24 protein-coding genes are annotated in these 21,686 nt (G+C 72.3%); 10 read left to right on the forward strand and 14 right to left on the reverse strand.

Features of this window, described 5'->3' with window-relative positions; all coding sequences use genetic code 11:
- Nucleotides 1-31 precede the first annotated feature (31 nt).
- Together V6U79_RS23330 and V6U79_RS23335 are read left to right on the forward strand one after the other, a co-directional pair.
- The gene (locus V6U79_RS23330; RefSeq protein ID WP_334615812.1) at nt 32-1,480 is read left to right on the forward strand and encodes an alpha-amylase; all 1,449 of its coding nucleotides are present in this window, start codon (nt 32-34) and stop codon (nt 1,478-1,480) included.
- Between the two features lie 82 nt (nt 1,481-1,562).
- On the forward strand, nt 1,563-2,471 hold the full coding sequence (locus V6U79_RS23335) for a L,D-transpeptidase family protein (RefSeq protein ID WP_334615813.1): 909 nt from the start codon (nt 1,563-1,565) through the stop codon (nt 2,469-2,471).
- Between the two features lie 16 nt (nt 2,472-2,487).
- Here V6U79_RS23335 and V6U79_RS23340 read toward each other — a convergent pair whose 3' ends face one another.
- The 3 genes from V6U79_RS23340 to V6U79_RS23350 form a co-directional block, all read right to left on the reverse strand.
- Nucleotides 2,488-4,596 carry a prolyl oligopeptidase family serine peptidase gene (locus V6U79_RS23340; protein WP_334615814.1) on the reverse strand — a complete coding sequence of 703 codons (2,109 nt, stop codon included), beginning with the start codon at nt 4,594-4,596 and terminating at the stop codon, nt 2,488-2,490.
- A gap of 85 nt (nt 4,597-4,681) precedes the next feature.
- Complete coding sequence (locus V6U79_RS23345; protein WP_334615815.1) at nt 4,682-5,092, reverse strand: type II toxin-antitoxin system VapC family toxin; 411 nt, start codon at nt 5,090-5,092, stop codon at nt 4,682-4,684.
- Nucleotides 5,089-5,370 carry a hypothetical protein gene (locus tag V6U79_RS23350; RefSeq protein WP_334615816.1) on the reverse strand — a complete coding sequence of 94 codons (282 nt, stop codon included), beginning with the start codon at nt 5,368-5,370 and terminating at the stop codon, nt 5,089-5,091. The genes V6U79_RS23345 and V6U79_RS23350 overlap by 4 nt, the downstream gene beginning before the upstream one ends.
- Before the next feature lie 102 nt (nt 5,371-5,472).
- Here V6U79_RS23350 and V6U79_RS23355 point away from each other — a divergent pair, with 102 nt between their 5' ends.
- The gene (locus V6U79_RS23355; protein WP_334615817.1) at nt 5,473-6,615 is read left to right on the forward strand and encodes a site-2 protease family protein; all 1,143 of its coding nucleotides are present in this window, start codon (nt 5,473-5,475) and stop codon (nt 6,613-6,615) included.
- On the opposite strand, the gene V6U79_RS23360 is transcribed toward V6U79_RS23355, so the two are convergent.
- The 4 genes from V6U79_RS23360 to V6U79_RS23375 form a co-directional block, all read right to left on the reverse strand.
- Nucleotides 6,612-7,478, reverse strand: a complete 867-nt coding sequence (locus V6U79_RS23360) for an AraC family transcriptional regulator (RefSeq protein WP_334615818.1) — start codon at nt 7,476-7,478, stop codon at nt 6,612-6,614. The genes V6U79_RS23355 and V6U79_RS23360 overlap by 4 nt on opposite strands.
- A gap of 85 nt (nt 7,479-7,563) precedes the next feature.
- Nucleotides 7,564-8,808, reverse strand: coding sequence for an FAD-binding protein (locus V6U79_RS23365; protein WP_334615819.1), 1,245 nt, complete (start codon nt 8,806-8,808; stop codon nt 7,564-7,566).
- Nucleotides 8,805-9,014 (reverse strand): hypothetical protein, encoded by a 210-nt coding sequence (locus V6U79_RS23370; RefSeq protein ID WP_334615820.1) that lies wholly within the window; start codon nt 9,012-9,014, stop codon nt 8,805-8,807. The genes V6U79_RS23365 and V6U79_RS23370 overlap by 4 nt, the downstream gene beginning before the upstream one ends.
- 34 nt (nt 9,015-9,048) lie before the next feature.
- The gene (locus V6U79_RS23375) at nt 9,049-9,207 is read right to left on the reverse strand and encodes a hypothetical protein (RefSeq protein WP_334615821.1); all 159 of its coding nucleotides are present in this window, start codon (nt 9,205-9,207) and stop codon (nt 9,049-9,051) included.
- A 79-nt stretch (nt 9,208-9,286) separates the two neighbouring features.
- Here V6U79_RS23375 and V6U79_RS23380 point away from each other — a divergent pair, with 79 nt between their 5' ends.
- Nucleotides 9,287-9,691, forward strand: coding sequence for a hypothetical protein (locus V6U79_RS23380; RefSeq protein WP_334615823.1), 405 nt, complete (start codon nt 9,287-9,289; stop codon nt 9,689-9,691).
- Between the two features lie 47 nt (nt 9,692-9,738).
- Here the strand turns inward: V6U79_RS23380 and V6U79_RS23385 are convergent, their stop codons facing one another.
- Nucleotides 9,739-10,668 carry an LLM class F420-dependent oxidoreductase gene (locus V6U79_RS23385; RefSeq protein WP_334615824.1) on the reverse strand — a complete coding sequence of 310 codons (930 nt, stop codon included), beginning with the start codon at nt 10,666-10,668 and terminating at the stop codon, nt 9,739-9,741.
- A gap of 96 nt (nt 10,669-10,764) precedes the next feature.
- On the opposite strand from V6U79_RS23385, the gene V6U79_RS23390 reads away from it, so the two are divergent.
- Both V6U79_RS23390 and V6U79_RS23395 read left to right on the forward strand, forming a co-directional pair.
- Complete coding sequence (locus V6U79_RS23390; RefSeq protein WP_334615825.1) at nt 10,765-10,899, forward strand: hypothetical protein; 135 nt, start codon at nt 10,765-10,767, stop codon at nt 10,897-10,899.
- Nucleotides 10,900-10,901: 2 nt separating this feature from the next.
- Nucleotides 10,902-11,432 (forward strand): SRPBCC family protein, encoded by a 531-nt coding sequence (locus V6U79_RS23395; protein ID WP_334615826.1) that lies wholly within the window; start codon nt 10,902-10,904, stop codon nt 11,430-11,432.
- 59 nt (nt 11,433-11,491) lie between these two features.
- On the opposite strand, the gene V6U79_RS23400 is transcribed toward V6U79_RS23395, so the two are convergent.
- The 4 genes from V6U79_RS23400 to V6U79_RS23415 all read right to left on the reverse strand — a co-directional run bounded on the left by V6U79_RS23400 (nt 11,492) and on the right by V6U79_RS23415 (nt 14,479).
- Entirely contained in the window at nt 11,492-12,529 is a 1,038-nt protein-coding gene (locus tag V6U79_RS23400) for a hypothetical protein (protein ID WP_334615827.1), read from the reverse strand.
- The gene (locus V6U79_RS23405) at nt 12,529-12,798 is read right to left on the reverse strand and encodes a hypothetical protein (RefSeq protein WP_334615828.1); all 270 of its coding nucleotides are present in this window, start codon (nt 12,796-12,798) and stop codon (nt 12,529-12,531) included. The genes V6U79_RS23400 and V6U79_RS23405 overlap by 1 nt, the downstream gene beginning before the upstream one ends.
- A 431-nt stretch (nt 12,799-13,229) precedes the next feature.
- On the reverse strand, nt 13,230-13,622 hold the full coding sequence (locus V6U79_RS23410) for a hypothetical protein (RefSeq protein WP_334528787.1): 393 nt from the start codon (nt 13,620-13,622) through the stop codon (nt 13,230-13,232).
- 47 nt (nt 13,623-13,669) lie between these two features.
- On the reverse strand, nt 13,670-14,479 hold the full coding sequence (locus V6U79_RS23415; RefSeq protein ID WP_334615829.1) for a class I SAM-dependent methyltransferase: 810 nt from the start codon (nt 14,477-14,479) through the stop codon (nt 13,670-13,672).
- Nucleotides 14,480-14,611: 132 nt separating this feature from the next.
- Here V6U79_RS23415 and V6U79_RS23420 point away from each other — a divergent pair, with 132 nt between their 5' ends.
- The 3 genes from V6U79_RS23420 (at nt 14,612) to V6U79_RS23430 (ending at nt 18,931) form a co-directional block, all read left to right on the forward strand.
- A complete protein-coding gene (locus V6U79_RS23420) occupies nt 14,612-15,187 on the forward strand; it encodes a dienelactone hydrolase family protein (protein WP_334615830.1) in 576 nt (191 codons plus the stop codon).
- Nucleotides 15,188-15,489: 302 nt separating this feature from the next.
- Complete coding sequence (locus V6U79_RS23425; RefSeq protein WP_334615831.1) at nt 15,490-17,880, forward strand: RICIN domain-containing protein; 2,391 nt, start codon at nt 15,490-15,492, stop codon at nt 17,878-17,880.
- 148 nt (nt 17,881-18,028) lie between these two features.
- Complete coding sequence (locus V6U79_RS23430; RefSeq protein WP_334615832.1) at nt 18,029-18,931, forward strand: aminoglycoside phosphotransferase family protein; 903 nt, start codon at nt 18,029-18,031, stop codon at nt 18,929-18,931.
- A 121-nt stretch (nt 18,932-19,052) separates the two neighbouring features.
- Here the strand turns inward: V6U79_RS23430 and V6U79_RS23435 are convergent, their stop codons facing one another.
- Complete coding sequence (locus V6U79_RS23435) at nt 19,053-19,991, reverse strand: oxidoreductase (RefSeq protein ID WP_334615833.1); 939 nt, start codon at nt 19,989-19,991, stop codon at nt 19,053-19,055.
- An 80-nt stretch (nt 19,992-20,071) separates the two neighbouring features.
- On the opposite strand from V6U79_RS23435, the gene V6U79_RS23440 reads away from it, so the two are divergent.
- Complete coding sequence (locus V6U79_RS23440) at nt 20,072-20,692, forward strand: acyl-CoA-like ligand-binding transcription factor (RefSeq protein ID WP_334615834.1); 621 nt, start codon at nt 20,072-20,074, stop codon at nt 20,690-20,692.
- Between the two features lie 77 nt (nt 20,693-20,769).
- Here V6U79_RS23440 and V6U79_RS23445 read toward each other — a convergent pair whose 3' ends face one another.
- The gene (locus tag V6U79_RS23445) at nt 20,770-21,366 is read right to left on the reverse strand and encodes a hypothetical protein (RefSeq protein ID WP_334615835.1); all 597 of its coding nucleotides are present in this window, start codon (nt 21,364-21,366) and stop codon (nt 20,770-20,772) included.
- Between the last annotated feature and the right edge of the window lie 320 nt (nt 21,367-21,686).

Raw genomic sequence — 21,686 nt, forward strand, 5'->3', positions numbered from 1 at the left:
TGCCACCATCCCCCGACCCTCAGGAGTACCGATGCATCGACGTCGATGCCGCGCGGCGGTCCTCGCCCTCGGCCTGATCGCCAGCCTGCTGGTGCCCACCGCCGTGGCGGCGCCCCCGGCCGCCGCGGCTCCCGCCGGCACCAAGAAGGTCATCGCCAACCTGTTCGAGTGGAACTGGCCCTCGGTGGCCAGCGAGTGCACCAACGTGCTGGGCCCCAAGGGCTACGGCTGGGTCCAGGTCTCGCCGCCGCAGGAACACGTCCGGGGCAACCAGTGGTGGCTGGCCTACCAGCCGGTCAGCTACCGGATCGAGTCCCGCAAGGGCACCCGGGCGCAGTTCCAGTCCATGGTGAACACCTGTCACGCCGCCGGGGTGAAGGTGATCGTCGACGCCGTCATCAACCACATGTCGGGCCAGAGCAACGGCGGCACCGGCTGGGCCGGCTCCTCGTACGGCCACTACGACTACCCGGGCATCTACCAGACGCAGGACTTCCACCACTGCGGCCGCAACGGCGGCGACGACATCGCCAACTACAACGACCGGTACGAGGTGCAGAACTGCGAGCTGGTCAACCTGTCGGACCTGAGGACCGAGTCGGACTACGTCCGGTCGAGGATCGCCGGGTACCTCAACGACCTGCTCTCCCTCGGCGTGGACGGGTTCCGGCTGGACGCCAGCAAGCACATGCCGGCCGCCGACATCGCCGCCATCAAGGGCAAGCTCTCCCGCTCGGCGTACCTCGTGCAGGAGGTGATCCACGGCGCCGGGGAGCCGATCCAGCCCAGCGAGTACACCGGCAACGGTGACGTGCACGAGTTCCGCTACGGCAAGGACCTGGCCCGGGTCTTCCGGTCGGAGAAGCTGGCCTACCTCAGGAACTTCGGCGAGGGCTGGGGCCACCTGCCCAGCGGCTCCGGGGCGGTCTTCGTGGACAACCACGACACCCAGCGCGACGTGGGCGGGGTGCTGACCTACCGGGACGGTGGGATCTACGCCCTGGCCAACGCGTTCATGCTGGCCTGGCCGTACGGCTCCCCCACGGTGATGTCGAGCTACACCTTCACCGACCGCGACGCCGGCCCGCCGTCGGACGCCAACAACAAGACCCTGAACACCACCTGCTACTCGGGCTGGCAGTGCGAGCACCGCTGGCGGGTGATCGCCAACATGGTCGCCTTCCACAACGCCGCGCAGGGCGTCGGCATGACCAACTGGTACGACAACGGCAACAACCACATCGCCTTCAGCCGTACCGGCAAGGGCTACCTCACCGTCAACGACGAGGACTCCGCGATCAGCGGTCGCTCCTACTACACCAGACTGCCCGCCGGCCGGTACTGCGACGTGATCCACGGCGACTTCGCCAACGGCTCGTGCACCGGCCCGGTGATCACCGTCGACTCCGCCGGGTGGTTCGCCGCGACCGTTCCGGCCCACGACGCGATCGCCATCCACGTCGGTGCCCGACTCGCCTGACCCGTACTCGAAAGGGGTCCCGCCCGGCGAAATCCGCCGGGTCGGGGCCCCTTCACCTTTGCACCCACTTACAGTTGGTTTCGTGCTCTTTGACCGATTGACCTCCCGCTTCGGTATCGCCTGGCTGGCCACCGCCGTCGGCGTCCCGGCACTGCTCGCCCTCGCGCTACTGGTCCACTCGTCGCTGCAACCCGCCGCCGCCCCGTCGACGCCCCGACCGGTCGCACCCACCGACACCCCGAGCAGCACTCCACCGCCCGTCCCCGACGAGACCATCCCGGCGGCGGCGCCCGCCCCCAGGAACCTGCCGGTGGTCGACTACAGCCCGGCGCCGGCCGGCTTCCCGGCCGACCCGCGCCCGCTCTCCACCACCCCGCTGACCGAGGGAGTCGCACCGGCCAGGAACATCGCCGCGTACGACGCGCCCGGCGGACGGCCGCTGGCCTTCCTCGCCCCCACCATCAGCGGCGTGGAGCTGACCATGCCGGTGGTGGAGCGCCGCACCGGCTGGACCGCCGTGCTGCTGCCCTCGGCCAACCGGCGGATCGCCTGGCTGCCCCAGGGAGGCTGGACCACCGTCGCGCTCCGCGACCAGATCGTGGTGGAACGCACGCCGCACCGGCTGACCTGGTACCGCCACGGCCGCGCGCTGCACACCTGGCCGGTCAGCCTCGGCATGCCCGGCCAGTCCACCCCGCTGGGCCGGACCTTCATCCTCGGCCGCACCGAACCGCCCGAGGCCGTCTACGGCGGCGTCGACATCTTCGCCCTCGGCTCGGTGCCCGACGACCCGGACGCGGTGCCGACCGGCCTCAAGGGCGCGCACATCGGCCTGCACAGCTGGCACAACGACGACACCCTCGGCGAGGACGCCACCAACGGCTGCATCCGGCTGACCCGCGTCGCGCAACGCAAGCTCCTCGCCGAGGTGCCCGCCGGGACCGCCCTGATCGTGGTCGACGAGCTGCCCACCCCGCCGGCGACCGCCTGACCGCCACTTCCAACCCTCAGCGGCGGCCTTCGAGGCCGGCCCGCTCGCCCGCATCGATCGGCGAGCCCTGGCGTGGCACCGGGTGGTGCGGTCGTCCGGCCAGCTTCCGCCACAGGAACTCCAGCGTCAGCGCCCAGACGAACGCGCGTTGCTCGCTGTTGGCCGCCGCACCGTGCCCTCCGTCGACGTTCTCGTAGTAGGACACGTCGTGGCCGTGCTCGCGCAGTCGGGCCGCCATCTTGCGGGCGTGCCCCGGATGCACCCGGTCGTCCCGGGTGGAGGTGATGAGCAGGACCGGCGGGTACGGCCGGTCGCCGCGGACATTGTGGTACGGCGAGTACTCGCGCAGGTAGGCCCAGTCGGTCGCCTGGTCCGGGTCGCCGTACTCGGCCATCCACGACGCGCCGGCCAGCAGCCGGTGGTAACGCCGCATGTCCAGCACCGGCACGTGCGCGACGACCGCCCCGAACAGCGAGGGGTAGCGGGTCAACATCACCCCCATCAGCAGCCCGCCGTTGCTGCCGCCCTCGACGCCGAGCTGCTCCGGTGTGGTGATCCCCCGCGTCACCAGCTCGGCCGCCACCGCCGCGAAGTCCTCGTACGCCCGGAGCCGGTTCTCCCGCAGCGCGGCGCGGTGCCACCCCGGACCGTACTCCCCGCCGCCACGGATGTTCGCCACCACGTAGCTGCCGCCCCGGGCCAGCCAGCCCCGGCCGATGAGCCCGCTGTAGTAGGGGGTCAGGGAAATCTCGTACCCGCCGTACCCGGTGAGCAGCGTCGGGCCGGCGGGCGCCTGCGGGTCCCCCACCACGAAGTACGGCACCCGCGTGCCGTCGGCCGAGGTGGCGAAGTACTGGCGTACCACCAGGCCGTCCGCGTCGAAGAACGCCGGCTGTCGCTTGAGCGTCTCGACCGGACCGCCGACCTGCCCGAGCCGCAGCGCCGCCGGTTGCAGGTACCCGTCGGAGGCGAGCAGGTAGGCGTCGCCGTGGTCCGGGTCGGTGTCCACGATCTCGCTGTGCGCGAAGTCCGGCACCCCGGCGAGCGGCTCGCGCCGCCAACCCGGTTCGCCGGGCGTCAGCACCACCAGGCGGCTGCGCACGTCGGCGAGGGTGGCCAGGATCAGGTGGTTCCGGGTCCAGACGTGGTAGCTCAACGCGGTGTGGTCGTCCGGCTGGAACAGCACCGTCAGCTCGCGCCCACCGGCCATGAACGCATCGAACCGGGCCGCCAGCAGCGCGCCCGCCGCATGGGTCACCCCGCCGACCGTCCACGGCGAGCGCAGCCGGATCAGCAGCCACTCCCGGTGTGCGTCCCACTGGGCGTCGTCCGGGACCTCGAGCCGGGTCAGTTCACCCGATCGGTTCAGCAGGTAGTTCTCCGAGCGGTAGAAATCCAGCCTGCGGCCGACGAAGTCGCGCTCGAAGCCGGGCGTCGGGTCGTGCGCGGCGTACACGGCCGTGTCCTCCGCCCGCCCCTGGTGGACGATCTCCGCCTCGGACAGCGGTGTTCCCCGCCGCCACCGCTTGACGACGCGCGGATAGCCGGACGAGGTCAGCGACCCGGGGCCGAAGTCGGTGGCGACGTAGATGTGGTCCGCGTCGATCCAGCACACGTCGCTCTTCGCCTCCGGCAGCGCGAAGCCGTCCTCGACGAAGGCCCGGCGGACCAGGTCGAACTCCCGCACCACGACCGCGTCGGCGCCGCCCCGGGAGAGGCTGATCAGGCAGCGCTCGTAGCCGGGGCGCAGCACCGTCACCTCCTGCCAGACCCAGTTCTCCCCCTCCTCGGCGGCCAGCGCGTCGACGTCGAGCAGCACGTCCCACTCGGGTTCGGGCTGGCGGTACCCGTCGAGCGTCGTCCGCCGCCACAGCCCCCGCGGATGCGCCGCGTCCTGCCAGAAGTTGTAGTAGAGGCCGTCTCCGCGCCATCCGGGGTAGGGGATGCGGTCCTCGGCGTCGAGCACCTGCCGGAGCTCGGCTCGCAGCTCGGCGAACGCGTCGCCTGCGGTCAGCGCGGCGACGGTCGCCGCGTTACGGTCCCGCACCCATCCGGCGGCGTCCGCACTATCAAGATCCTCCAGCCAGAGGTACGGGTCAACGCCCTCATCGATAAGTCTCGCCACCTCGCCACTATCCCGGACGGGTGTGTCGGTACGACCAACACGCCACCGCCGACGCCTTGCTCCAGGACCAGCCAGCCCAGTCAGGTCAGTCCCAGGTCTGGCTGATGTCGAGGATCTCCAGTCCAGGGGGCACTGCCGGCGACACAATCTTCGGGTCTCGGGTGACCAGGTAACAGCGGTAGAGCGCGGCGGTGGCGACGGCGTGTGCGACATCCAACGGCACCTGCGAACGCGCGGCGATGCGGGCAACCCGCCGGCTCGTGCCAGCGTCGTAGACCGCCACCTGAATGTCGCGGTCTTCCGTGAGCAACAGGTCGAGCATGGTGGCGGCTGCGGTGCCCGCCAGTTCGAGCTGCGCCTGCCCGAGGCAGAGGGCGGGAATCCACACCTGCTGGTCCGGGTCCTCCTGAGCGAGAGTCAGCATGGCACCCGGCTCGACGCCCGTCCCCGAGGCGTAGGCGAGCAGAGCGGAGGTGTCGAGTACCAGGCCGTTCATGCGGCGGTGGTTCCGTCGTCGTCGAACTGGCGAAGCCATTCGAGGTTGCGGGCATGCTGCTCGTCACTGATAGGAGGAAGAGCGGCCAGGCGAGCCCGGGTCCGCTCCACGTCCTCGTCGGTAACCACGTATCCGAGCTGCGCCCACCTCGCCCGGAGACTGTCGGCGCGCATCTTGCGGCGGAGGATCCCGGCGATGAAACCGGACGTGTTTCCGTGCGTGCGCTCGACGTAGGCGGCCACGTCGTCGGGCAGGCTGATCGTGATGCGGCGCGTCATACTCTGAGCATACCTGTTGCATACTGACGTGCTGTCACCGAGTGGTCACGCATTAGTGCCACCCCATGGCATGGCGGACGCGTGCGGGGGTATGACGGGGTCATGAGGGCGAGCTTCCGGCTTGGCCGGATCGCGGGGGTACCCGTCGGGGTCAACTGGAGCGTCCTGGTCATCTTCCTGCTGATCGCCTGGGGGCTGTCGGCCAGCCAGTTCCCCCGGGCCTACCCGGACCGCCCCACCTGGGCGTACTGGCTGGCGGGGCTGGCCGCCGCGGTGGTCTTCTTCGTCGGCCTGCTGGCCCACGAGGTCTCCCACGCGGTGGTCGCCAAACGCAACGGGCTCCAGGTCCAGGGGATCACGCTCTGGCTCTTCGGCGGGGTGGCCGAGCTGCGCGGCGAGGCGAAGGACCCGGGCGCGGAGCTGCGCATCGCCGGCGTCGGCCCGCTGGTGAGCCTCCTGCTGGGGCTCTTCTTCGGCGGTATCGCGGTGGTGGTGGCGCTGGCCGGCGAGAACGGGCTGCTGCTCGGGTCGCTGGCCTGGCTGGCCGGCATCAACGTGCTGCTGGCGGTCTTCAACATCCTGCCGGCGGCGCCGTTGGACGGCGGGCGGCTGCTGCGGGCGGCGGTGTGGAAGGCGACCGGCGACCGGACGAAGGCGTCCGTGGTGGCGGCCCGCGCCGGCTGGGTGCTGGGCGCGCTGCTGATCGGCCTGGGGCTCGTCCAGTTCCTGGTGGGCGCCGGGGTGGGCGGGCTCTGGCTGGCGCTGATCGGCTGGTTCCTGATCGGGGCCGCCGGGGCGGAGGAGCGCCAGGCCCGGATGGGCACCGCCCTGCGGGGTGTCCGGGTCGCCGACGTGATGACCCCGCAGCCGCAGACCGCGTCGGCGGAGATGACCGTCGCGGACTTCGTCGACCACTACCTCTTCGCGTACCGGCACTCGGCGTTGCCGCTGGTCGACGAGGGTCGGCCGGTCGGCCTGGTCACCCTCGACCGGGTACGCGGCATTCCCGCCGAGCGCCGGGCGGCCACCACCCTCGGCGAGGTGTCCTGCCGGGCCGACCAGCTCGTGCTGGCCAGCCCGGAGGAACAGCTCAACGACCTGCTGCCCCGGCTCAGCGAGTGCGCCGACGGCCGGGCGCTGGTGGTGGCCGACCAGCGGCTGGTGGGCATCGTCTCGCCCAGCGACATCAGCCGCGCCGTCCAGCGCGGCAGCCTTCGCGACCAGCCGGTCGGCAGCCGGCACTAGACCGCCGCGCGCTCCACCGGGATCCACAGCTCGGCGTCCACGTGCGTGCCGTCCGCGGAGATCCGGTTACGGGACATCTCCGGTCCCGGCCGGCTGCGGTACGCGTTCGACGGGAACCACTGGGTGAAGACGTCGCGCCACAACTCCTGCACCGCCGCCGGGAACTCCCCGGAGGTCTCGAAGACCGCCCACGTCCCCGCCGGCACGGTGACCGCGTCCAGGTCGGCCGGGGCGTCCGCGCCGGTCACCACCGCGTGCCAGTAGTCCAGCTCGACGCCCTCCGCCCGGTCGTCGCCCAACTGGTCGCTGACGTTGACGATGCCCGCCGGCTCCTGGTCCGACAGGGCCTCGATCCGCCGCACGGTCTCCTTCGGGATGCCCCGGACGAACTCCACGATCGCCGGGTTCATCCCCTGGTGCACCAGGGGCACCCGGGCCCGTCGGCCGACCAGCCGGAACTCCGGCTTCTCCACCACGCGATAGCGCATGCTGCCACTCCCTTCGACGACGAGACGGAAGGACAACCGTTGCTGGGAGCGCAGCGCCGCGCCGGTGCGCCGGGCTTCGCCCGGCCCCACCCCGTGCACCGCCCGGAACGCCCGGGTGAACGCCTCGGTCGAGCCGTACCCGTAACGGACGGCGATGTCGAGCAGCGTCCGCTCGCCGGCCATCACCTCGGCCGCGGCGACGGTGAGCCGCCGGCGCCGGAGGTACTCCGACAGCGGCATCCCCGCCAGCGCGGAGAAGAGCCGCCGGAAATGGTGCTCCGAGGTCACCGCGATCCGGGCCAGCTCGGCCACCTCGACCGGTTGGTCGAGGTGACGCTCGACGTACGCCATGGCCTCGTTGAGCCGCTCCAGCACCCGATTCCCCTTCCCTTTCTGCGAGGTCGACGCTAGGCGGCCGGGAGCGGGCCGACCCGACCTCAGCGGGTCGGTCCCGGTCGGGTCAGGCGCGCGGGAAGTAGCGGTCCAGCAGCTCGGTGCGGAACTTCCCCGCCGGGTCCAGCTCGGCCAGCAGGGCGGCGAAGTCGGCGTGCCGGGGGAAGGCGGCGGCCACCGCCGACGGGTCCAGCGTGAAGACCTTGCCCCAGTGCGGGCGGGGCCCGAAGGGGGCGAGGGCCTGCTCCACCTGCGCCACCACCGGCAGCACCGCAGCCGCGTCGTCGACCCAGGTGAAGTGGATGGCGAGGCTGTCCCGTCCCTGGTTGGGGCTGAGCCACAGCTCGTCGGCGGCGACCGTGCGCAGCTCGCAGACCTGGAGCACCCCGGCGATCCGGTCCCGCATCCCGTCCAGCGCGGCCAGCGCCCCGGCCGCGGCCTCGCGGGGCAGGTGGTACTCCGACTGGAGCTCGTCGCCGCTGCTCGGGGTGAAGCCCATCCGGAAGTGCGGCAGCCGCTCATGGGCGGGCCCGGGCACGCCGAGCTGGAGGGTGCAGTTCACCGGGTCCAGGCCGGGCACCGGGTGCACCGGCCCCTCGGCCGCCGTGGTGCCCAGCCAGTCCGCCGGCGGGGGCGGCTGGTCGGCGAGCTGCTTGCGCCAGACGTGGTCGATGGTCGACGACCGCCAGGAGGTGAACCCGCTGACGCTGTACGCCGAGCCGAACGCCGCGTCGAGCGCCTCCACCGGCAGGTCCCGGCGGACGTACTGGCGCAGCTCGAAGGCCGGGACCACGTCCAGGGTGACCCGGGTGACGACGCCGAGTGCCCCGAGGGAGACCACCATGCCGGCGAACCGGGCGTCGGCCCGGTCCACGGCCAGCCGGGAACCGTCGGCGGTGACCAGTTCCAGCGCGGCCACCGCGGCGGCCAGGTTGCGGTGGCCGTCCCCGGAGCCGTGGGTGCCGGTGGCGACCGCGCCGGCCACCGAGATGTGCGGCAGCGAGGCGAGGTTGGCCAGGGCCAGCCCCTCGGCGTGCAGCCGGGTGGCCACGTCGCCGTAGCGGAGGCCGGCGGCGACGGTGACCGTGCCGCGCTCCCGGTCGATCTCGACGGTGGGCGGCAGCCCGGCCAGCGAGACCAGGTCGCCGGTGGTGTCGCCGAGCCGGTTGAACGAGTGGCCGGTGCCGACGGCGCGGAGCCGTTGGCTGCCGGCCACCAGCCGGCGCAGCTCGTCGAGCGTCGAGGGCCGGTGGAAGCGGCGGGCCGCGTAGGTGACGTTGCCGGCCCAGTTGCGGCGGGGGACGTCGGTCATGTGGGCTCCCGGTCGGAGGGGTCGACGGCGAGGGCGGCGTCGAGGGCGTCCAACGCCTCGTCCACCTGGAAGGTGTCGTAGCCGCGAGCGGCGACGACCAGGCTGTGTTCGCGGCCCAGGGCGATCGCCCTGCGGGCCGCCCGGCGCTCGACCGGGTCGTCCGAGCCGAGCGCCTCCCGCCCGATTCGGATCAGGTCGTCGACCACGTCGGTACGGTAGCCGCGCAGGCCAACGGTGAAATCAGGGGCCCCGACCGGGGCGGCGCGCAGCGTACGGGCGTCGAGGAAGCGCTCGCGTACGCAGCAGCCCGCCCTCCCCACCGATGGCGAGCAGGGTGACTCCCGCCAGCAGGCAGACCACCGGTAACACCTGCCGCCCGGGGCTGCGGTGCAGCTCCATGTCCCACCTCCGTCCGTGCCCGTCGTCCGCTGCATATCCGGCACGATTGTCGCCGCCGATTACGGGGAACCCTCAGTCGATGAGCAGCTACCGCGACCCCACTCTGCACGGCGACGTCCACCCGTCGGAGGAGGAGATCGACCCGACCGGTGTCGGGCCCGACCCGACGGACGAGCCGTCGCCGGCGTACCGGAAGCTGACCACGCCGGTGCCGGCGCCCACCCCGGAGCCGGAGCCCACGCCGAAGCCGACCCCCGGCCCGCCGCCGCGGACGGCCGACACCGGCGCGCACTCGATCGTCACCCACCACCTGGACGGGTCGACGCAGGTCGTCACCGACCTGGACGGCGACGGCATCGCCGACGTGGTCCAGTTCGACCTGGACGGCGACGGCGTACCGGACATCACCTACCTGGACAGCGACCGGGACGGCCGGCTCGACACCGTGCTGCGCGAGCCCGGCCGCACGGTCCCGCGGCGCTGAACGGCGACGCCCCGCCGACCGGAGGCCGCCGGGGCGCGGCCGGCCGCTCACAGCTGCGGCATCACCTCGGCGGCGACCAGCTCCAGGTGGTCCAGGTCTGCCAGGTCGAGCAGCTGGAGGTAGATCCGCTCGCTGCCGACCCCGGCGTACCGGCCGATCTTGTCGACCACCTCGGCGGGCGTGCCGGCGAGGCCGTTCTCGCGCAGCTCGTCGGGCTCCCGGCCGATCGCCGCGGCCCGGCGGGCCACCTCGGCGTCGTCCCGGCCACAGCAGAGCACCAGCGCGTTGGACCAGCGCATGGTGGCGCTGTCCCGGCCGATCGCCGCACACGCCTCGCGCACCCGGCCGAACTGGGCCGCCGAGTCCTCGACCGAGGCGAACGGCAGGTTGAACTCGTCGGCGTACCGGGCGGCCAGCCGCGGGGTGCGCTTCGGGCCCATGCCGCCGAGCAGGACCGGGGGGCGGGGCTGCTGCACCGGCTTGGGCAGCGCCGGCGAGTCGGTGACCGGGTAGTACGTGCCGGGAAAGTCGAAGGTCTTCCCGGACGGCGTCTCCCAGAGGCCGGTGATGACCGCGAGCTGCTCCGCCAACCGGTCGAAGCGCTCACCCAGCGACGGGAACGGGATGCCGTACGCGGTGTGCTCCTCGGCGTACCAGCCGGTGCCGATGCCCAGCTCGACCCGGCCGCCGCTCATCTGGTCGACCTGCGCGACGGTGATCGCCAGCGGGCCGGGCAGCCGGAAGGTGGCGGCGGTCATCAGCGTGCCGAGCCGGATGCGGGAGGTGTCGCGGGCCAGCCCGGCGAGGGTGGTCCAGGCGTCGGTCGGGCCGGGATCGCCGCTCACCGCCCCCATCTTCAGGTAGTGGTCGGAGCGGAAGAAGGCTCCGTACCCGGCGTCCTCAGCGGCGCGGGCCACGGCGAGCAGCTGGTCGTAGCTGGCGCCCTGCTGGGGTTCGGTGAAGATCCGCAGTTCCATGCCCCCGAGCATATGGAGCCCGTCGGGGCGCCGCTCCCGGACGGTCCGCAGCCGGCCGCCGCCGCACCGGCAACCCATTCATTCCTTGACGGGCATATGAACAGCGGGCAGCAGCGCATCTACCGCGTCGACGTGCAGCCGTTCCGCGCGGTGGAGAGCTGGCTGGAACCGTACCGGCAGCTGTGGCACGCGCACCTGGACGCCCTGGAGCGCCATCTCGACAAGGAGTGAGCATGGACCGCGAATCGTTCCGCCCCGGGCCCCCGGCCCAGGTCACCGCCGAGGCCGACGGCGACCGCTGGGCCCTGCTGTTCGTCCGGGAGCTGCGGCACACCCCGGAGCGGGTGTGGGCGGCACTGACCGACCCGGCCCGGCTGCGCGAGTGGGCGCCGTTCCTCGCCGACCGTGACCTCGGCACCCCGGGCGCCGCGGTGCTCACCCTGGTCGACGGCGACGCCCTCGCCGCGCAGCCCGCGACCGTACGCCGGGCCGAACCGCCGCAGCTGCTCGAGTACACCTGGGGCGGGGATCTGCTCCGCTGGGAACTCACGCCGTCCGGTGAGGGGACCCGACTGACCCTGCGCCACACGCTCGCCGACCGGGCGACACTGCCCATGGTGGCCGCCGGCTGGCACCTCTGCCTCGACGTCGCCGACCTGCTGCTCGCCGGCGACCCGGTGGGCCCGATCCGGGGCGCGGAGGCCAAGGACTTCGGCTGGGCCGAGCTGCGCGACGCGTACGCCGAACGGCTCGGCGACGCCTGACCCTCCGGGCCGATCGGCGGCGCCGGGCCCCGACCGGCCCGACGCCGCCGACCCCGGAATCAGACGTACGGCCTGGTCGCGTACGCCGCCCGCAGCGCCGCCAGCCCCGCCGCCTTGGGCGAGAGCGTCCCCCAGCTGGAGTTGAAGTAGTTCGTCCGGACGATCCTCGGCCCCCGCTCGGCGTTGAGCTGGGCGATGGCGGACGGCACCGTGGCGATCCAGGCCGCCTGGTCCGGGAACTCGGCCACCCGCACCCCCCACTCGGCGATCAGCACCGGGCGGGACAGCGCCACCGGTCCGAGGTCGGCGACCGCCCAGTCCTTGGTCCGGCGGAACCGGGCCAGCGCGGTGTGGCTCGGGTCGGTGGCGTAGACGTTCCACTGGAGGAAATCCAGCTTGGCCATCAGCGACTCGGGGTGGGTGCGCTGGAAGCAGGCCCGGTCGAACCCGCCGGAGCCGACCGAGAAGGTGGTGCCGGCCGGCAGCGCCCGGGCCTTGAACCAGTTCACGATGTAGGTCATCGCCTGCACCGCGCGGGCGTCGGACGCCGCCCAGTTGTACGACACCCCCGACTCCGTGGTGCCGAACTCGTGGTCGGTGTCCAGTTCGGAGGCGAGCTGGATGTTCACCCCGAAGCCCATCGTCCGGTACTGCGACAGCGCCCGGGCGAAGAGCCCGTCGCACTGCCCGGCGAGCACCTGGCCGTACCCGTACGCCTTCGGCCAGGTGGTCCCCGGGCGTTGCTGGATGGCCATCGCCGGCGCCGGGACGGTGTAGCCGACCCCGTCGACGGTGAACGTCTGCGCTCCGATGGTGGCGGTGCCGTACTGCTTCAGCTCCAGCACCATGTTGATCGCGAACCCGTTCCGCCCGAGGTCGAGCAGCCAGGACTTGTTGTAGCCGGGCAAGGTGTAACCGTCGGCGAAGCTGCGGTACTGGGTCAGCGAGCGGAAGTTGCCGCCCGCCATGTCCGCCGTCGGGTCGCCGTTGCCGGAGAGGTAGTAGCCGCCCAGCACCGGCTGGGCGACGCGGTACTCGGCGGTCGCGGTGGCGGTACGACCACCGTTGTCACGGACCGTCACGGTGACGCGGGGCATCACGCCACCGCCCGGTAGACGGCCACGGCGCCGGTGTCCGACGCCTTCGTCCAGGTGCGACCGGAGTCGTCGGTGACGCCGAGGGTGAGCGGGTCGATGACGGCGGTGACCTTCACCGGGGCGCTGCTGTTGCCCTGCGCGTCGGTCACCACGATCGTGACGGTGACGGGCCGGGTGTCCGGGTCGCCGTAGGTGACCGTGAGGGTCATCTGGTCACCCGGCGAGTAGGTGGATGCGTTCAGACGGGCGGTGACGGTGGGAGCGGCCATGTCCGCCCCCTCCTTCCCTGTGCTCGTGCGTCGGCTCTGGCCGGCGCCCGGTCGAGGCACGCGGGGCTGCCGCCGATGGAAGCGGATGGGGCCGCCCACGGCGTCGACCGGAGGTGGGGACGTCCTTGTCCTTCGGGGGCGGACACCGTGCCGGGCGCCCGGGACGGTGCGGACCGAGTCGCGGCGAGGCCGGGAGCGGTCGGATCGGCCGGGCCGTGTCCGCCGCGGCGCCGGGCCGGGCTCGGTGGCGGCGTCCGGCGGTGACACTGCTGTCACCGCCGGGCCGGGAGGAAGGGACGGGGCCCGCCGTCCGCAACCTCTCCACCTGCATAAACAGTGCTCCGGAAGGGGGCCCGGCGTCCTGTCCGCTATCCGTCCCCGACGATGTCCGCCCGGATGATTGCGGTCACGCGGGCGATGTGCGGGGCGCTTCAGGCCCGGCGTCGGCGCAGCAGGTGCGCGCCCACGCTCACCACGGTCGTCCCGACGCCCGTCCCGACCAGGACCAGGACCGCCCCCACCGCCCACAGCCCGCTGTCGTCGGTCGAGGCGGCGTGCGCCGCCCAGGCGACGGTGAAGGCGACCGCCATCACCGGGGCCACCAGCCACGGAGAGAGCCACCACCCCGCGGCGGCGGCGAGCAGAGCCAGGGTGAGCACACAACCGGCGACCTGCCACGGCTGGTAGGGGCCGGTGGTCGCGCCGGTCCGCGGGTCGGTGGCGTACCCGCTGTCCCAGCCCAGCCAGGCCCACCAGGCGCCGACGGTCGCCGCCGCGAGGATCAGGCCACCGACCAGGGTGCGGGTACGCGTCGTCGTGGTCACGGCTCGATCCTGCCCGCTCCGGCGCGTGCGGCCCTGAGCACCGGTACTCACGATCCCTGTGCCGGGGCCGACCCCGCCGCCGTGCCGCGGACCGCCCAGGCCCGCGCCGTGAGCCGGATCGATCCGTCCGGTTCGGCGGGCACCCGGTCGGCGAGCCGGTCCCGGAGGGCGGCCCGGTCCGCCTCGGCGAGGGACCTGACGTAGCCGGGGGCCGCGCCCTGACCACCCAGGAACGGCGTCCAGAAGTCGGCGAAGTCGGCGAAGACCGTGGGCACCTCGACGGCCCGGACCGAGACCGTCCGCAGGCCGGCGTCGACCCAGAGCGTGCGCAGCGGCTCCGGTGCGCACACCGGGAAGCGGCGCCCCTCGTCCAGTGCCGCCGCGGCCGGATCGAGCTCGGCGGCGACGTCCCAGAAGTGGCGCATCATCGCCATGCCCCCGGCGTAGTCCCAGACGTAGGCGGCGGCCACCCCGGCCGGTCGCAGGACCCGGGCGAACTCGGCAACCGCGCGCGCCGGATCGGGTACGAAGTTGAGCGCCAGTCCGCTGACCACGACGTCGACGCTGCCGTCGGGCAGGGGCAGCGCGCGGGCGTCACCGACCTGGAAGGAGGCCGGAGCGGTCCCGGCCCGGGCGTGCCGGACGAACCCCTCGGACCGGTCGACGCCCGCGACGTGCGCCGGCGCCGCCCCGGCGAGGACCATCGCGGTCAGCGCGCCGGTGCCGCAGCCCACGTCCAGCCAGCGCCGCCCCGGTGGCACGTCCAGCCAGCGGAGGAACTCCGCCGCGACCGTCCGGCTCCAGCGGCCCACGTACGCCTCGTACGCCGCGCCGTCGGCCCAGATCTCGTGCCCCATCCGGTGACCATACGCCACCGTCGATCCTCGACGGACCCGCGCGGGGTCGCCGGACCGACGCCCGGGAACTAGGGTCCGGTGGCAGGTGTGGTCGCGGCTCCCGCCCCGCCACCAAGGAGAGACGGAGCGACCATGGCTGAAGTGCTGCTCTTCCACCACGCGCAGGGACAGACCCCGGGCTTCCTCGCGTTCGCCGACGAGCTGCGGGCGGCGGGACACACCGTGCACACGCCCGACCTTTTCGACGGCCGCTGCTTTCACGACCTCACCGAGGGGGTGGCCTACGCGAGGAAGGTCGGCTTCGACGAGCTCCTCGAGCGTGGCGTCCGGGCGGCGGACGGTCTCCCGCACGAGCTGGTCTACGCGGGCTTCTCCCTCGGCGTGCTGCCGGCGCAGAAACTGGCCCAGACCCGGCCCGGGGCCCGCGGCGCGCTGCTGATCGAGTCCTGCATCCCGCCGTCGGAGTTCGGCGGGCCCTGGCCGGCCGGCGTACCCGTGCAGGTCCACGGGATGGACGCGGACCCGATCTTCAGCGGCGAGGGGGACCTGACGGCGGCCCGCGAGCTGGTCGAGTCGACCGGCCAGGCCGAGCTCTTCGTCTATCCCGGTGACCGGCACCTGTTCGTCGACGCCAGCCTCCCGTCGTACGACAAGGACGCCGCGGAGCTGCTGACCTGGCGGGTGCTCGACTTCCTCAGCACCCGCTGAGAGGGGCGCAGCTCCGCAACTGAGGCGGCGCCGGTAGCCGGGACGCGCCGCGCCCCTCTGCCGACATCAGCACAGATATCACCATCAATCCCACGAACTTCCGTACGCGTCGATCGAACTTTCGCAGATATCGACGGAAGATATGGTCGTTCTAATCGAACTTTGTTAATCTCAGCCATCAGTTCGCAGCTTCGGGCAGGTCACTCGTCGGCGTCGAGGGCCGGCCCGGGCTCGGAACGGCGGCTGCCGTCTCACCGCTGCCCGCGGTCAGCCGCCCCTACCCCGACCTCCCAGGAGGAACCATGGGCACACGGCTGCTGCGCCGATTCCGCAGTCCTGTCCTGACCGCCGCCACCGCCGCACTGCTCGTCACCACCGGCCTGTTCGCCACCCCCGCCCAGGCCGCCCCCGCCCAGGAGCCCGGCGTCACGCTGCGCGTCTTCGACGTGCAGGTGCCGCTGAACGAGATCTGCACCCTCAAGTCCGGGCAGACGCCCAACGTGGACAAGTTGATGCCCACCATCAACTGGACGTCCAGCACCGACTTCGGCTTCGAGGACTACTTCGTCAGCCAGGTGCTCGGCAACCTGAACGTCACCACCGCCGGCAGCTACAGCTTCCGCCTCACCAGCGACGACGGGTCCCGGCTCACCCTCGACGACAAGGTCGTCATCAACCACGACGGTCTGCACGGCCCCACCCCGCCCAAGGAGGGCAGCGTCACGCTGACCGCCGGCCTGCACCCGCTGCGCATCGACCACTTCGAGCGCACCGGCGGGCAGCAGATCACCCTGGAGTGGAAGACCCCCGGCTCGTCCTCCTTCGTCCTGGTGCCCAACTCGGCGCTGAGCACCGACGCCGGCGTGGTCCGGGTGACCGCCCCGGGCAAGAAGGAGTGCGAGGGCGTCGCCGACTCCCCCGGCGACGGCCTGCCGCTGACCGGGGTGCACCCCGGTTACACGCTGACCAACCTGCGGCCCAACGGCTTCCAGCCCAAGGTGACCGGGATGGACTGGCTGGCCGACGGCCGGATGGTCATCTCCACCTGGGGCGGCAGCGACCAGTCCGGCTCCTCCCAGGACGGTGAGGTGTACATCCTCAGCAACACCGGTGGGTCCACCGGGCCGGGCAGCGTCACCACCAAGAAGATCGCCGGGGGCCTCAAGGAGCCGATGGGGCTCAAGGTCGTCGACGGCGTGGTCTACGTCTCGGAGAAGCAACGCCTGACCAAGCTGGTCGACACCAGCGGCGACGAGGTCGCCGACCGGCTCGACACCGTCGCCACCTGGCCGTACGGGGGCAACTTCCACGAGTTCGCCTTCGGCCTGCTCTACCAGAACGGGTTCTTCTACCTGAACCTGTCGGTGTCGATCAACTACGGCGGGGCGACCACGGACCCGCAGCCGGCCGCCAACCGGGGCACCACCATCAAGGTCAACAAGGACACCGGCGCGGTCTCGTACGTCGCCGGTGGTCTGCGTACCCCGCACGGCATCGGGTGGGGGCCGGAGGACGGCATCTTCGTCACCGACAACCAGGGCGGCTGGCTGCCGTCGTCCAAGCTGGTGCACGTCAAGCAGGGCCGGTTCTTCAACCACTACATGAACCCGGCCGGCCCGTTCGACGCCAACCCGGTCACCCCGCCGGTGCTCTGGATGCCGCAGAACGAGATCGCCAACTCCCCCAGCACCCCGAAGTACCTGACCTCCGGTCGTTTCAGCGGCCAGTTCGTCATCGGCGACGTCACCTACGGCGGCCTTCAGCGGGCGTACGTGGAGAAGGTCAACGGCGAGTACCAGGGCGCCCTGTTCCGGATGACCCAGGGCCTGGAGGCCGGTGTCTCCGAGGTCAACGTCGGTCCGGACGGCGCGATCTACGTCGGCGGCCTCGGCGCCGGCGGCAACTGGGGGCAGAGCGGCAAGCTGTCGTACGGCCTGCAGAAGCTGACCCCGAACAGCACCAGCACCTTCGAGATGCAGGCGATGCGGGCGACCGCCACCGGCTTCGAGGTGGAGTACACCGAGCCGCTGTCGACGGAGACCGCGACGAACCTGGCCGCCCGCTACAAGCTCAAGCAGTGGCGGTACGTGGCGACCGCCGGCTACGGCGGGCCGAAGGTCGACGAGGAGACGCTCACCGTCACCTCCGCCACCCTCTCCACGGACCGGAAGAAGGTCACCCTGGCGGTCAGCGGTCGTAAGGCCGGCCACGTGGTCTACCTCCGCTCGCCCCGGCCGTTCAGCTCGGACAGTGGAAAGTCCCTGTGGAGCACCGAGGCCTGGTACACCCTCAACGCCATCCCCGGCGCGGCGGCCAGTGGCACGATCACCGGGATCGGCGGCAAGTGCCTCGACGTGAGCAACTCCGGCACCGCCGACGGCACGAAGATCCAGCTCTGGACCTGCAACGGCACCAACGCGCAGAAGTGGAGCCGGGTCGGCAACACCTACCAGGCCCTGGGCAAGTGCCTCGACGTCGACAACGGCGGTAGCGCCGACGGCACCAAGGTGCAGCTCTGGACCTGCAACGGCAGCGGTGCCCAGAACTGGGAGCCGCAGGCGAACGGCACCATCCGCAACCCGCAGTCCGGCAAGGTCCTCGACGCGGCCGGGAACTCCAGCGCCAACGGCACCCAGATCCAGATCTGGACGGCCACCGGCGGCGCGAACCAGATCTGGCAGATCAACGGCTGAGCAATGCGCTGAGCCGGCCGGCTGACCGGTACGCGGCCACCATCGGGATCACGGTCCCGGTGGTGGCCGCTCGCTCGTCGCTGTCGCGGCGCGTCCGCGCACCTAATCGGTTGGCGCCGCACCGTCCGACCGCACTACCGTGCCCGCCGTGCCCATCCATGAGGACGAGGTCCGAGCGACCGTCGGGCAGGTGCGCCGCCTGGTGGCGGCCCAGTGCCCGCAGTGGGCCGGCCTTCCGGTGACACCGCTGCCCGACGAGTTGGAGGGCACCGACCACGTGCTCTTTCGGATCGGCGACGAACTCGTCGCCCGGATGCCCAAGATCGCCGGGGCGGTCGACCAGGCCGATGCTGACGCGCGGTGGCTACCCGTGCTGGCGCCCCACCTGCCGGTGCGGATTCCGGTGCCGCTTCATCTGGGCGCGCCGGGCGCGGGGTACCCGTGGCGGTGGACCGTGGTGCCGTGGGTCGTGGGCGGCACGCCTCCCAGGCTCGGCTGCGACGACGTACTCCTGGCCCGCGAGCTGGCAGCCTTCGCTCGTGCCCTGCACCGGGTGGATCCGGCCGGAGGTCCGGTGAAGCCACCGGGATCGCGCGGATCCGCCCTGCGCCATGTCGACGACGACGTCCGCCGCGTCCTGCCCCGGCTCGCCGAGCATGACGACGGCTTCGACGTGTCCGCGGCCGAGGCGGCCTGGGACGCCTGCCTGGCTGCCCCCGACTGGGACCGGGACCCGGTATGGATCCACGGTGATCTACAGCCGGGCAACCTGATCACCGACCGCGGCCGGCTGGCCGCGGTCATCGACTTCGGCGCACTCGGTGTCGGCGATCCGGCACCGGACGTGGCTCCAGCGCTGTGGACCTTCACCGGCGCGGCCCGGGATGCCTATCGGGAGGCGATCGGGTACGACGACGCCACCTGGCGCCGCGCCTGCGGCTGGGCGCTCGCACCGTCGCTGACCGGTATCGACTACTACCGGCACACCTTCCCGCGCATGGCCGAGCACGGGCGCCGAATGGTCCGCGCGGTGATCGCGGAACTGGCGTGAGTGCCACTCGGCGGGGTGGTTGCGCGTTCAGCGGCGAGGCGGTCGACCTGGGCCGGGAAGGGCTCCCGGCTTCGATCAGGGCTGGGCGTCTCACTCACGCCATCCGCAACTGGTTGGCCGGTCAGCTGGCTCGCCGCAGTTCGCCGAACCGTACGCCGGTGGCCTGTTCGGACAGCTCCCAGAGGCGGCGGCCGTGGTCCGGGTCGGTCGCGGCCGCGGACAGTTTCCCCGGCGCGGGGTGGCCGCGCAGCTCGCCCGGCCCGCCGGGGGCGACGAGCTGACCCGACCGCGCCGCGGGGTCGGTGGCGGCGAACAGCTGCGGCCATGCGCCGCGGTCGACCGGCTGGGCGAGCAGGGGGTTGCCGATCCGGCCGAGCAGCATCCGCCAGATGGGGGTGGTGGTGCTGGTCTGGAGGTTCGTGGCGGTGTAGCCGGGGTGGGCGAGGACGCTCCGTAGCGGGCTGGCCGCGGCGCTGAGCCGGCGGTGCAGCTCGCAGCCGAAGATCGCGTTGGCCAGCTTGGACGTGTTGTAGCAGCCCATCGGGGAGTAGCGCTGCGCGCCGGGCGGGTCGGCGAAGGGCAGCTTCGCCCGCCGATGGTTGACCGAGGTGACCGTGACCACCCGCGGGTCACGGCCGGCCAGCAACAGCTCGAGCAGGAGCCCGGTGAGAGCGAAGTGTCCGAGGTGGTTGGTGGCGAACTGCAGCTCGTGTCCCTGCGGGCTGAGGGTGCGCGGCGGGGCCATCACCCCGGCGTTGTTGATCAGTACGTCCACCCGGCGATGCCCGGCGTGCATCCGGTCGGCGAACTCCCGCACCGAGTCGAGGTCGGCCAGGTCGACCCGGCGTACCTCCAGGTCGGCGCGGGGACGGGCGGCGGCGATGCCGGCAGCCACCCGGCGGCCCTTCTGCTCGTCGCGGACGGCGAGCACCACGCGCGCGCCGTGGGCGGCGAGCGCCCGGGTGGTGACCAGGCCGAGTCCGCTCGTGGCTCCGGTGACGACGAAGGTGCGGCCGCTCAGGTCGGGGATCCGTTCCGCGGTCCAGCCATCAGCAGTCATGCGGCCCACTGTGCTACTGGTGGCACTGTGTGTCAAGGCGTGCGTCAGGTGTCAGGATAGGCATGACGTAGCATCGGCGAATGGGATCTCGTGCGGACAGCAGCATGGCCGAACGCAAACGCCAGCTCGTCGCCGACGAGCTGCGTGACGCCGCCCTGATGCTGCTCGCCACCCGGGGCTTCGACGTGGTGACCGTCGACGACATCGTGGCCGCGGCCGGCATGTCCCGGCGCACCTTCTTCCGCTACTTCGCGTCGAAGGAGGACGTGGTCGTCCGGTTCCTGGCCGACATGGGCGCGGACATCGTCGCCGAACTCGCCGCCCGGCCCCGCGCCGAGCCACCGTCGGTCGCGTTGCGCCACGCCGTCTGGGTGCCACTCGCCGCCTGCACCGACCACGCCGACCACGCCGAGCGCGCCCGCGTCGTGGTCCGTCTGATCCTGGACACCCCTGCCCTGCAGGCCCGCTGGCTGGAACGTCAGATCCAGTGGCGGGCCGGTCTGGCCGCCGAACTGGCCGCCCGCCACGGCCTCGACCCGGACACCGACCCCTACCCCCGGATGGCCGCCGGAATGGCCCTGCTGGCCTTCGACACGGTGCTCCAACAGTGGCAGGCGGGCGACGACGATCAGCACCTGGCCGAGCTGACCGACCGGGCGTTCGCCGTCGTGGCGCCGGCCCTCGACGCGCCCACCGCGTAGAGCCATCGCGAGCTCGGGAACGATGTTCGCTTCGAGACCACTCACCGCGGCCACACGACGCTACGGCTCAGCCTCGCTCACGTCCGCCGCGACGTCTTCGCCCCGAACGTCGTCGGGCGCCTGGATGCCGGCCCCGGCCGGTCGTGATCGCACGCCGCCGGTGGCGACTTCGGAGCGGGTCCGGCTTCGTCCACGTGGTCCGGCCGCGGGCCGCCGCCGACCTCGAAGTCACTGGCGAGACCGAGCTCCGCGCGGGCCGCCCGCATGAACTGGCGCTCGGCCGACCAGAGATCCTGGAATCGCGCCGGAGGAACCGAGCCGATGTCGTGACTCGCCCGGTCGGAAGCGAGGAGACGGGCATGCCGCACCATTGCGTTGCACGCGTGCACGACGTCCGGGCCGCCGGAGACGAGCCGCACCGCGGTCTTGGACGCCTCCAGGCGCTCCCGGTACGCGCTGCCCTGCGCGTCGAAGAACGGCATGAGGTCGTACGGCTGCACGGGCCTCGGCACGGCGACGACCTGGGCGGTCGGCTGGAGCACGTATGCGACGAACTCGCGAAGTGCGCTCAGGTACTCGGAGTAGGTGGCCAGCCGGATGTCCCGCCACTGCCTCTGATGGTCACGCCGCCAGTGCCGGTCCTGCGAGCGCACGGTGAGCCAGCCGCCCAGCATGACGGCGAGGAGGGTCGCGGTCGCCGTGACGCTTACCTAGACGAGACTCACGGGCAGCCTCCCTGCTGACAGATGCATCGAGTACGGCCCATTTCACAGGTGGTTGTCAAGTTCGACGTGAGCCGCTCGCCCGGCTCTTTGCGGCGAGCGGCGGTCTCGCCGCTGTGCTGCTCGGTCGGGGACGCCTCCGGGAGTCGCAGGACCTGCAACAGGCTGCTGCGGCGGTGCGGGATTATGAGATCAAGATGGGCAACCCTGCAAGCTGCCCGGATGGCCTTCTAGCAGCGGAGATATTTCTCGGCACCTCTCACCACTCCCCC

The sequence above is a fragment of the Micromonospora psammae genome (genome assembly GCF_036902725.1).
Classification (GTDB): Bacteria; Actinomycetota; Actinomycetes; order Mycobacteriales; family Micromonosporaceae; genus Micromonospora.

Coding starts and splice junctions, on each gene's coding strand:
- V6U79_RS23330 (WP_334615812.1), top strand. CDS start 32: ATGCATCGACGTCGATGCCGCGCGGCGGTCCTCGCCCTCGGCCTGATC.
- V6U79_RS23345 (WP_334615815.1), bottom strand. CDS start 5,092: ATGAACGGCCTGGTACTCGACACCTCCGCTCTGCTCGCCTACGCCTCG.
- V6U79_RS23350 (WP_334615816.1), bottom strand. CDS start 5,370: ATGACGCGCCGCATCACGATCAGCCTGCCCGACGACGTGGCCGCCTAC.
- V6U79_RS23355 (WP_334615817.1), top strand. CDS start 5,473: ATGAGGGCGAGCTTCCGGCTTGGCCGGATCGCGGGGGTACCCGTCGGG.
- V6U79_RS23365 (WP_334615819.1), bottom strand. CDS start 8,808: ATGACCGACGTCCCCCGCCGCAACTGGGCCGGCAACGTCACCTACGCG.
- V6U79_RS23375 (WP_334615821.1), bottom strand. CDS start 9,207: ATGGAGCTGCACCGCAGCCCCGGGCGGCAGGTGTTACCGGTGGTCTGC.
- V6U79_RS23380 (WP_334615823.1), top strand. CDS start 9,287: ATGAGCAGCTACCGCGACCCCACTCTGCACGGCGACGTCCACCCGTCG.
- V6U79_RS23385 (WP_334615824.1), bottom strand. CDS start 10,668: ATGGAACTGCGGATCTTCACCGAACCCCAGCAGGGCGCCAGCTACGAC.
- V6U79_RS23390 (WP_334615825.1), top strand. CDS start 10,765: ATGAACAGCGGGCAGCAGCGCATCTACCGCGTCGACGTGCAGCCGTTC.
- V6U79_RS23395 (WP_334615826.1), top strand. CDS start 10,902: ATGGACCGCGAATCGTTCCGCCCCGGGCCCCCGGCCCAGGTCACCGCC.
- V6U79_RS23400 (WP_334615827.1), bottom strand. CDS start 12,529: ATGCCCCGCGTCACCGTGACGGTCCGTGACAACGGTGGTCGTACCGCC.
- V6U79_RS23405 (WP_334615828.1), bottom strand. CDS start 12,798: ATGGCCGCTCCCACCGTCACCGCCCGTCTGAACGCATCCACCTACTCG.
- V6U79_RS23415 (WP_334615829.1), bottom strand. CDS start 14,479: ATGGGGCACGAGATCTGGGCCGACGGCGCGGCGTACGAGGCGTACGTG.
- V6U79_RS23420 (WP_334615830.1), top strand. CDS start 14,612: ATGGCTGAAGTGCTGCTCTTCCACCACGCGCAGGGACAGACCCCGGGC.
- V6U79_RS23425 (WP_334615831.1), top strand. CDS start 15,490: ATGGGCACACGGCTGCTGCGCCGATTCCGCAGTCCTGTCCTGACCGCC.
- V6U79_RS23435 (WP_334615833.1), bottom strand. CDS start 19,991: ATGACTGCTGATGGCTGGACCGCGGAACGGATCCCCGACCTGAGCGGC.
- V6U79_RS23440 (WP_334615834.1), top strand. CDS start 20,072: ATGGGATCTCGTGCGGACAGCAGCATGGCCGAACGCAAACGCCAGCTC.
- V6U79_RS23445 (WP_334615835.1), bottom strand. CDS start 21,366: ATGCTGGGCGGCTGGCTCACCGTGCGCTCGCAGGACCGGCACTGGCGG.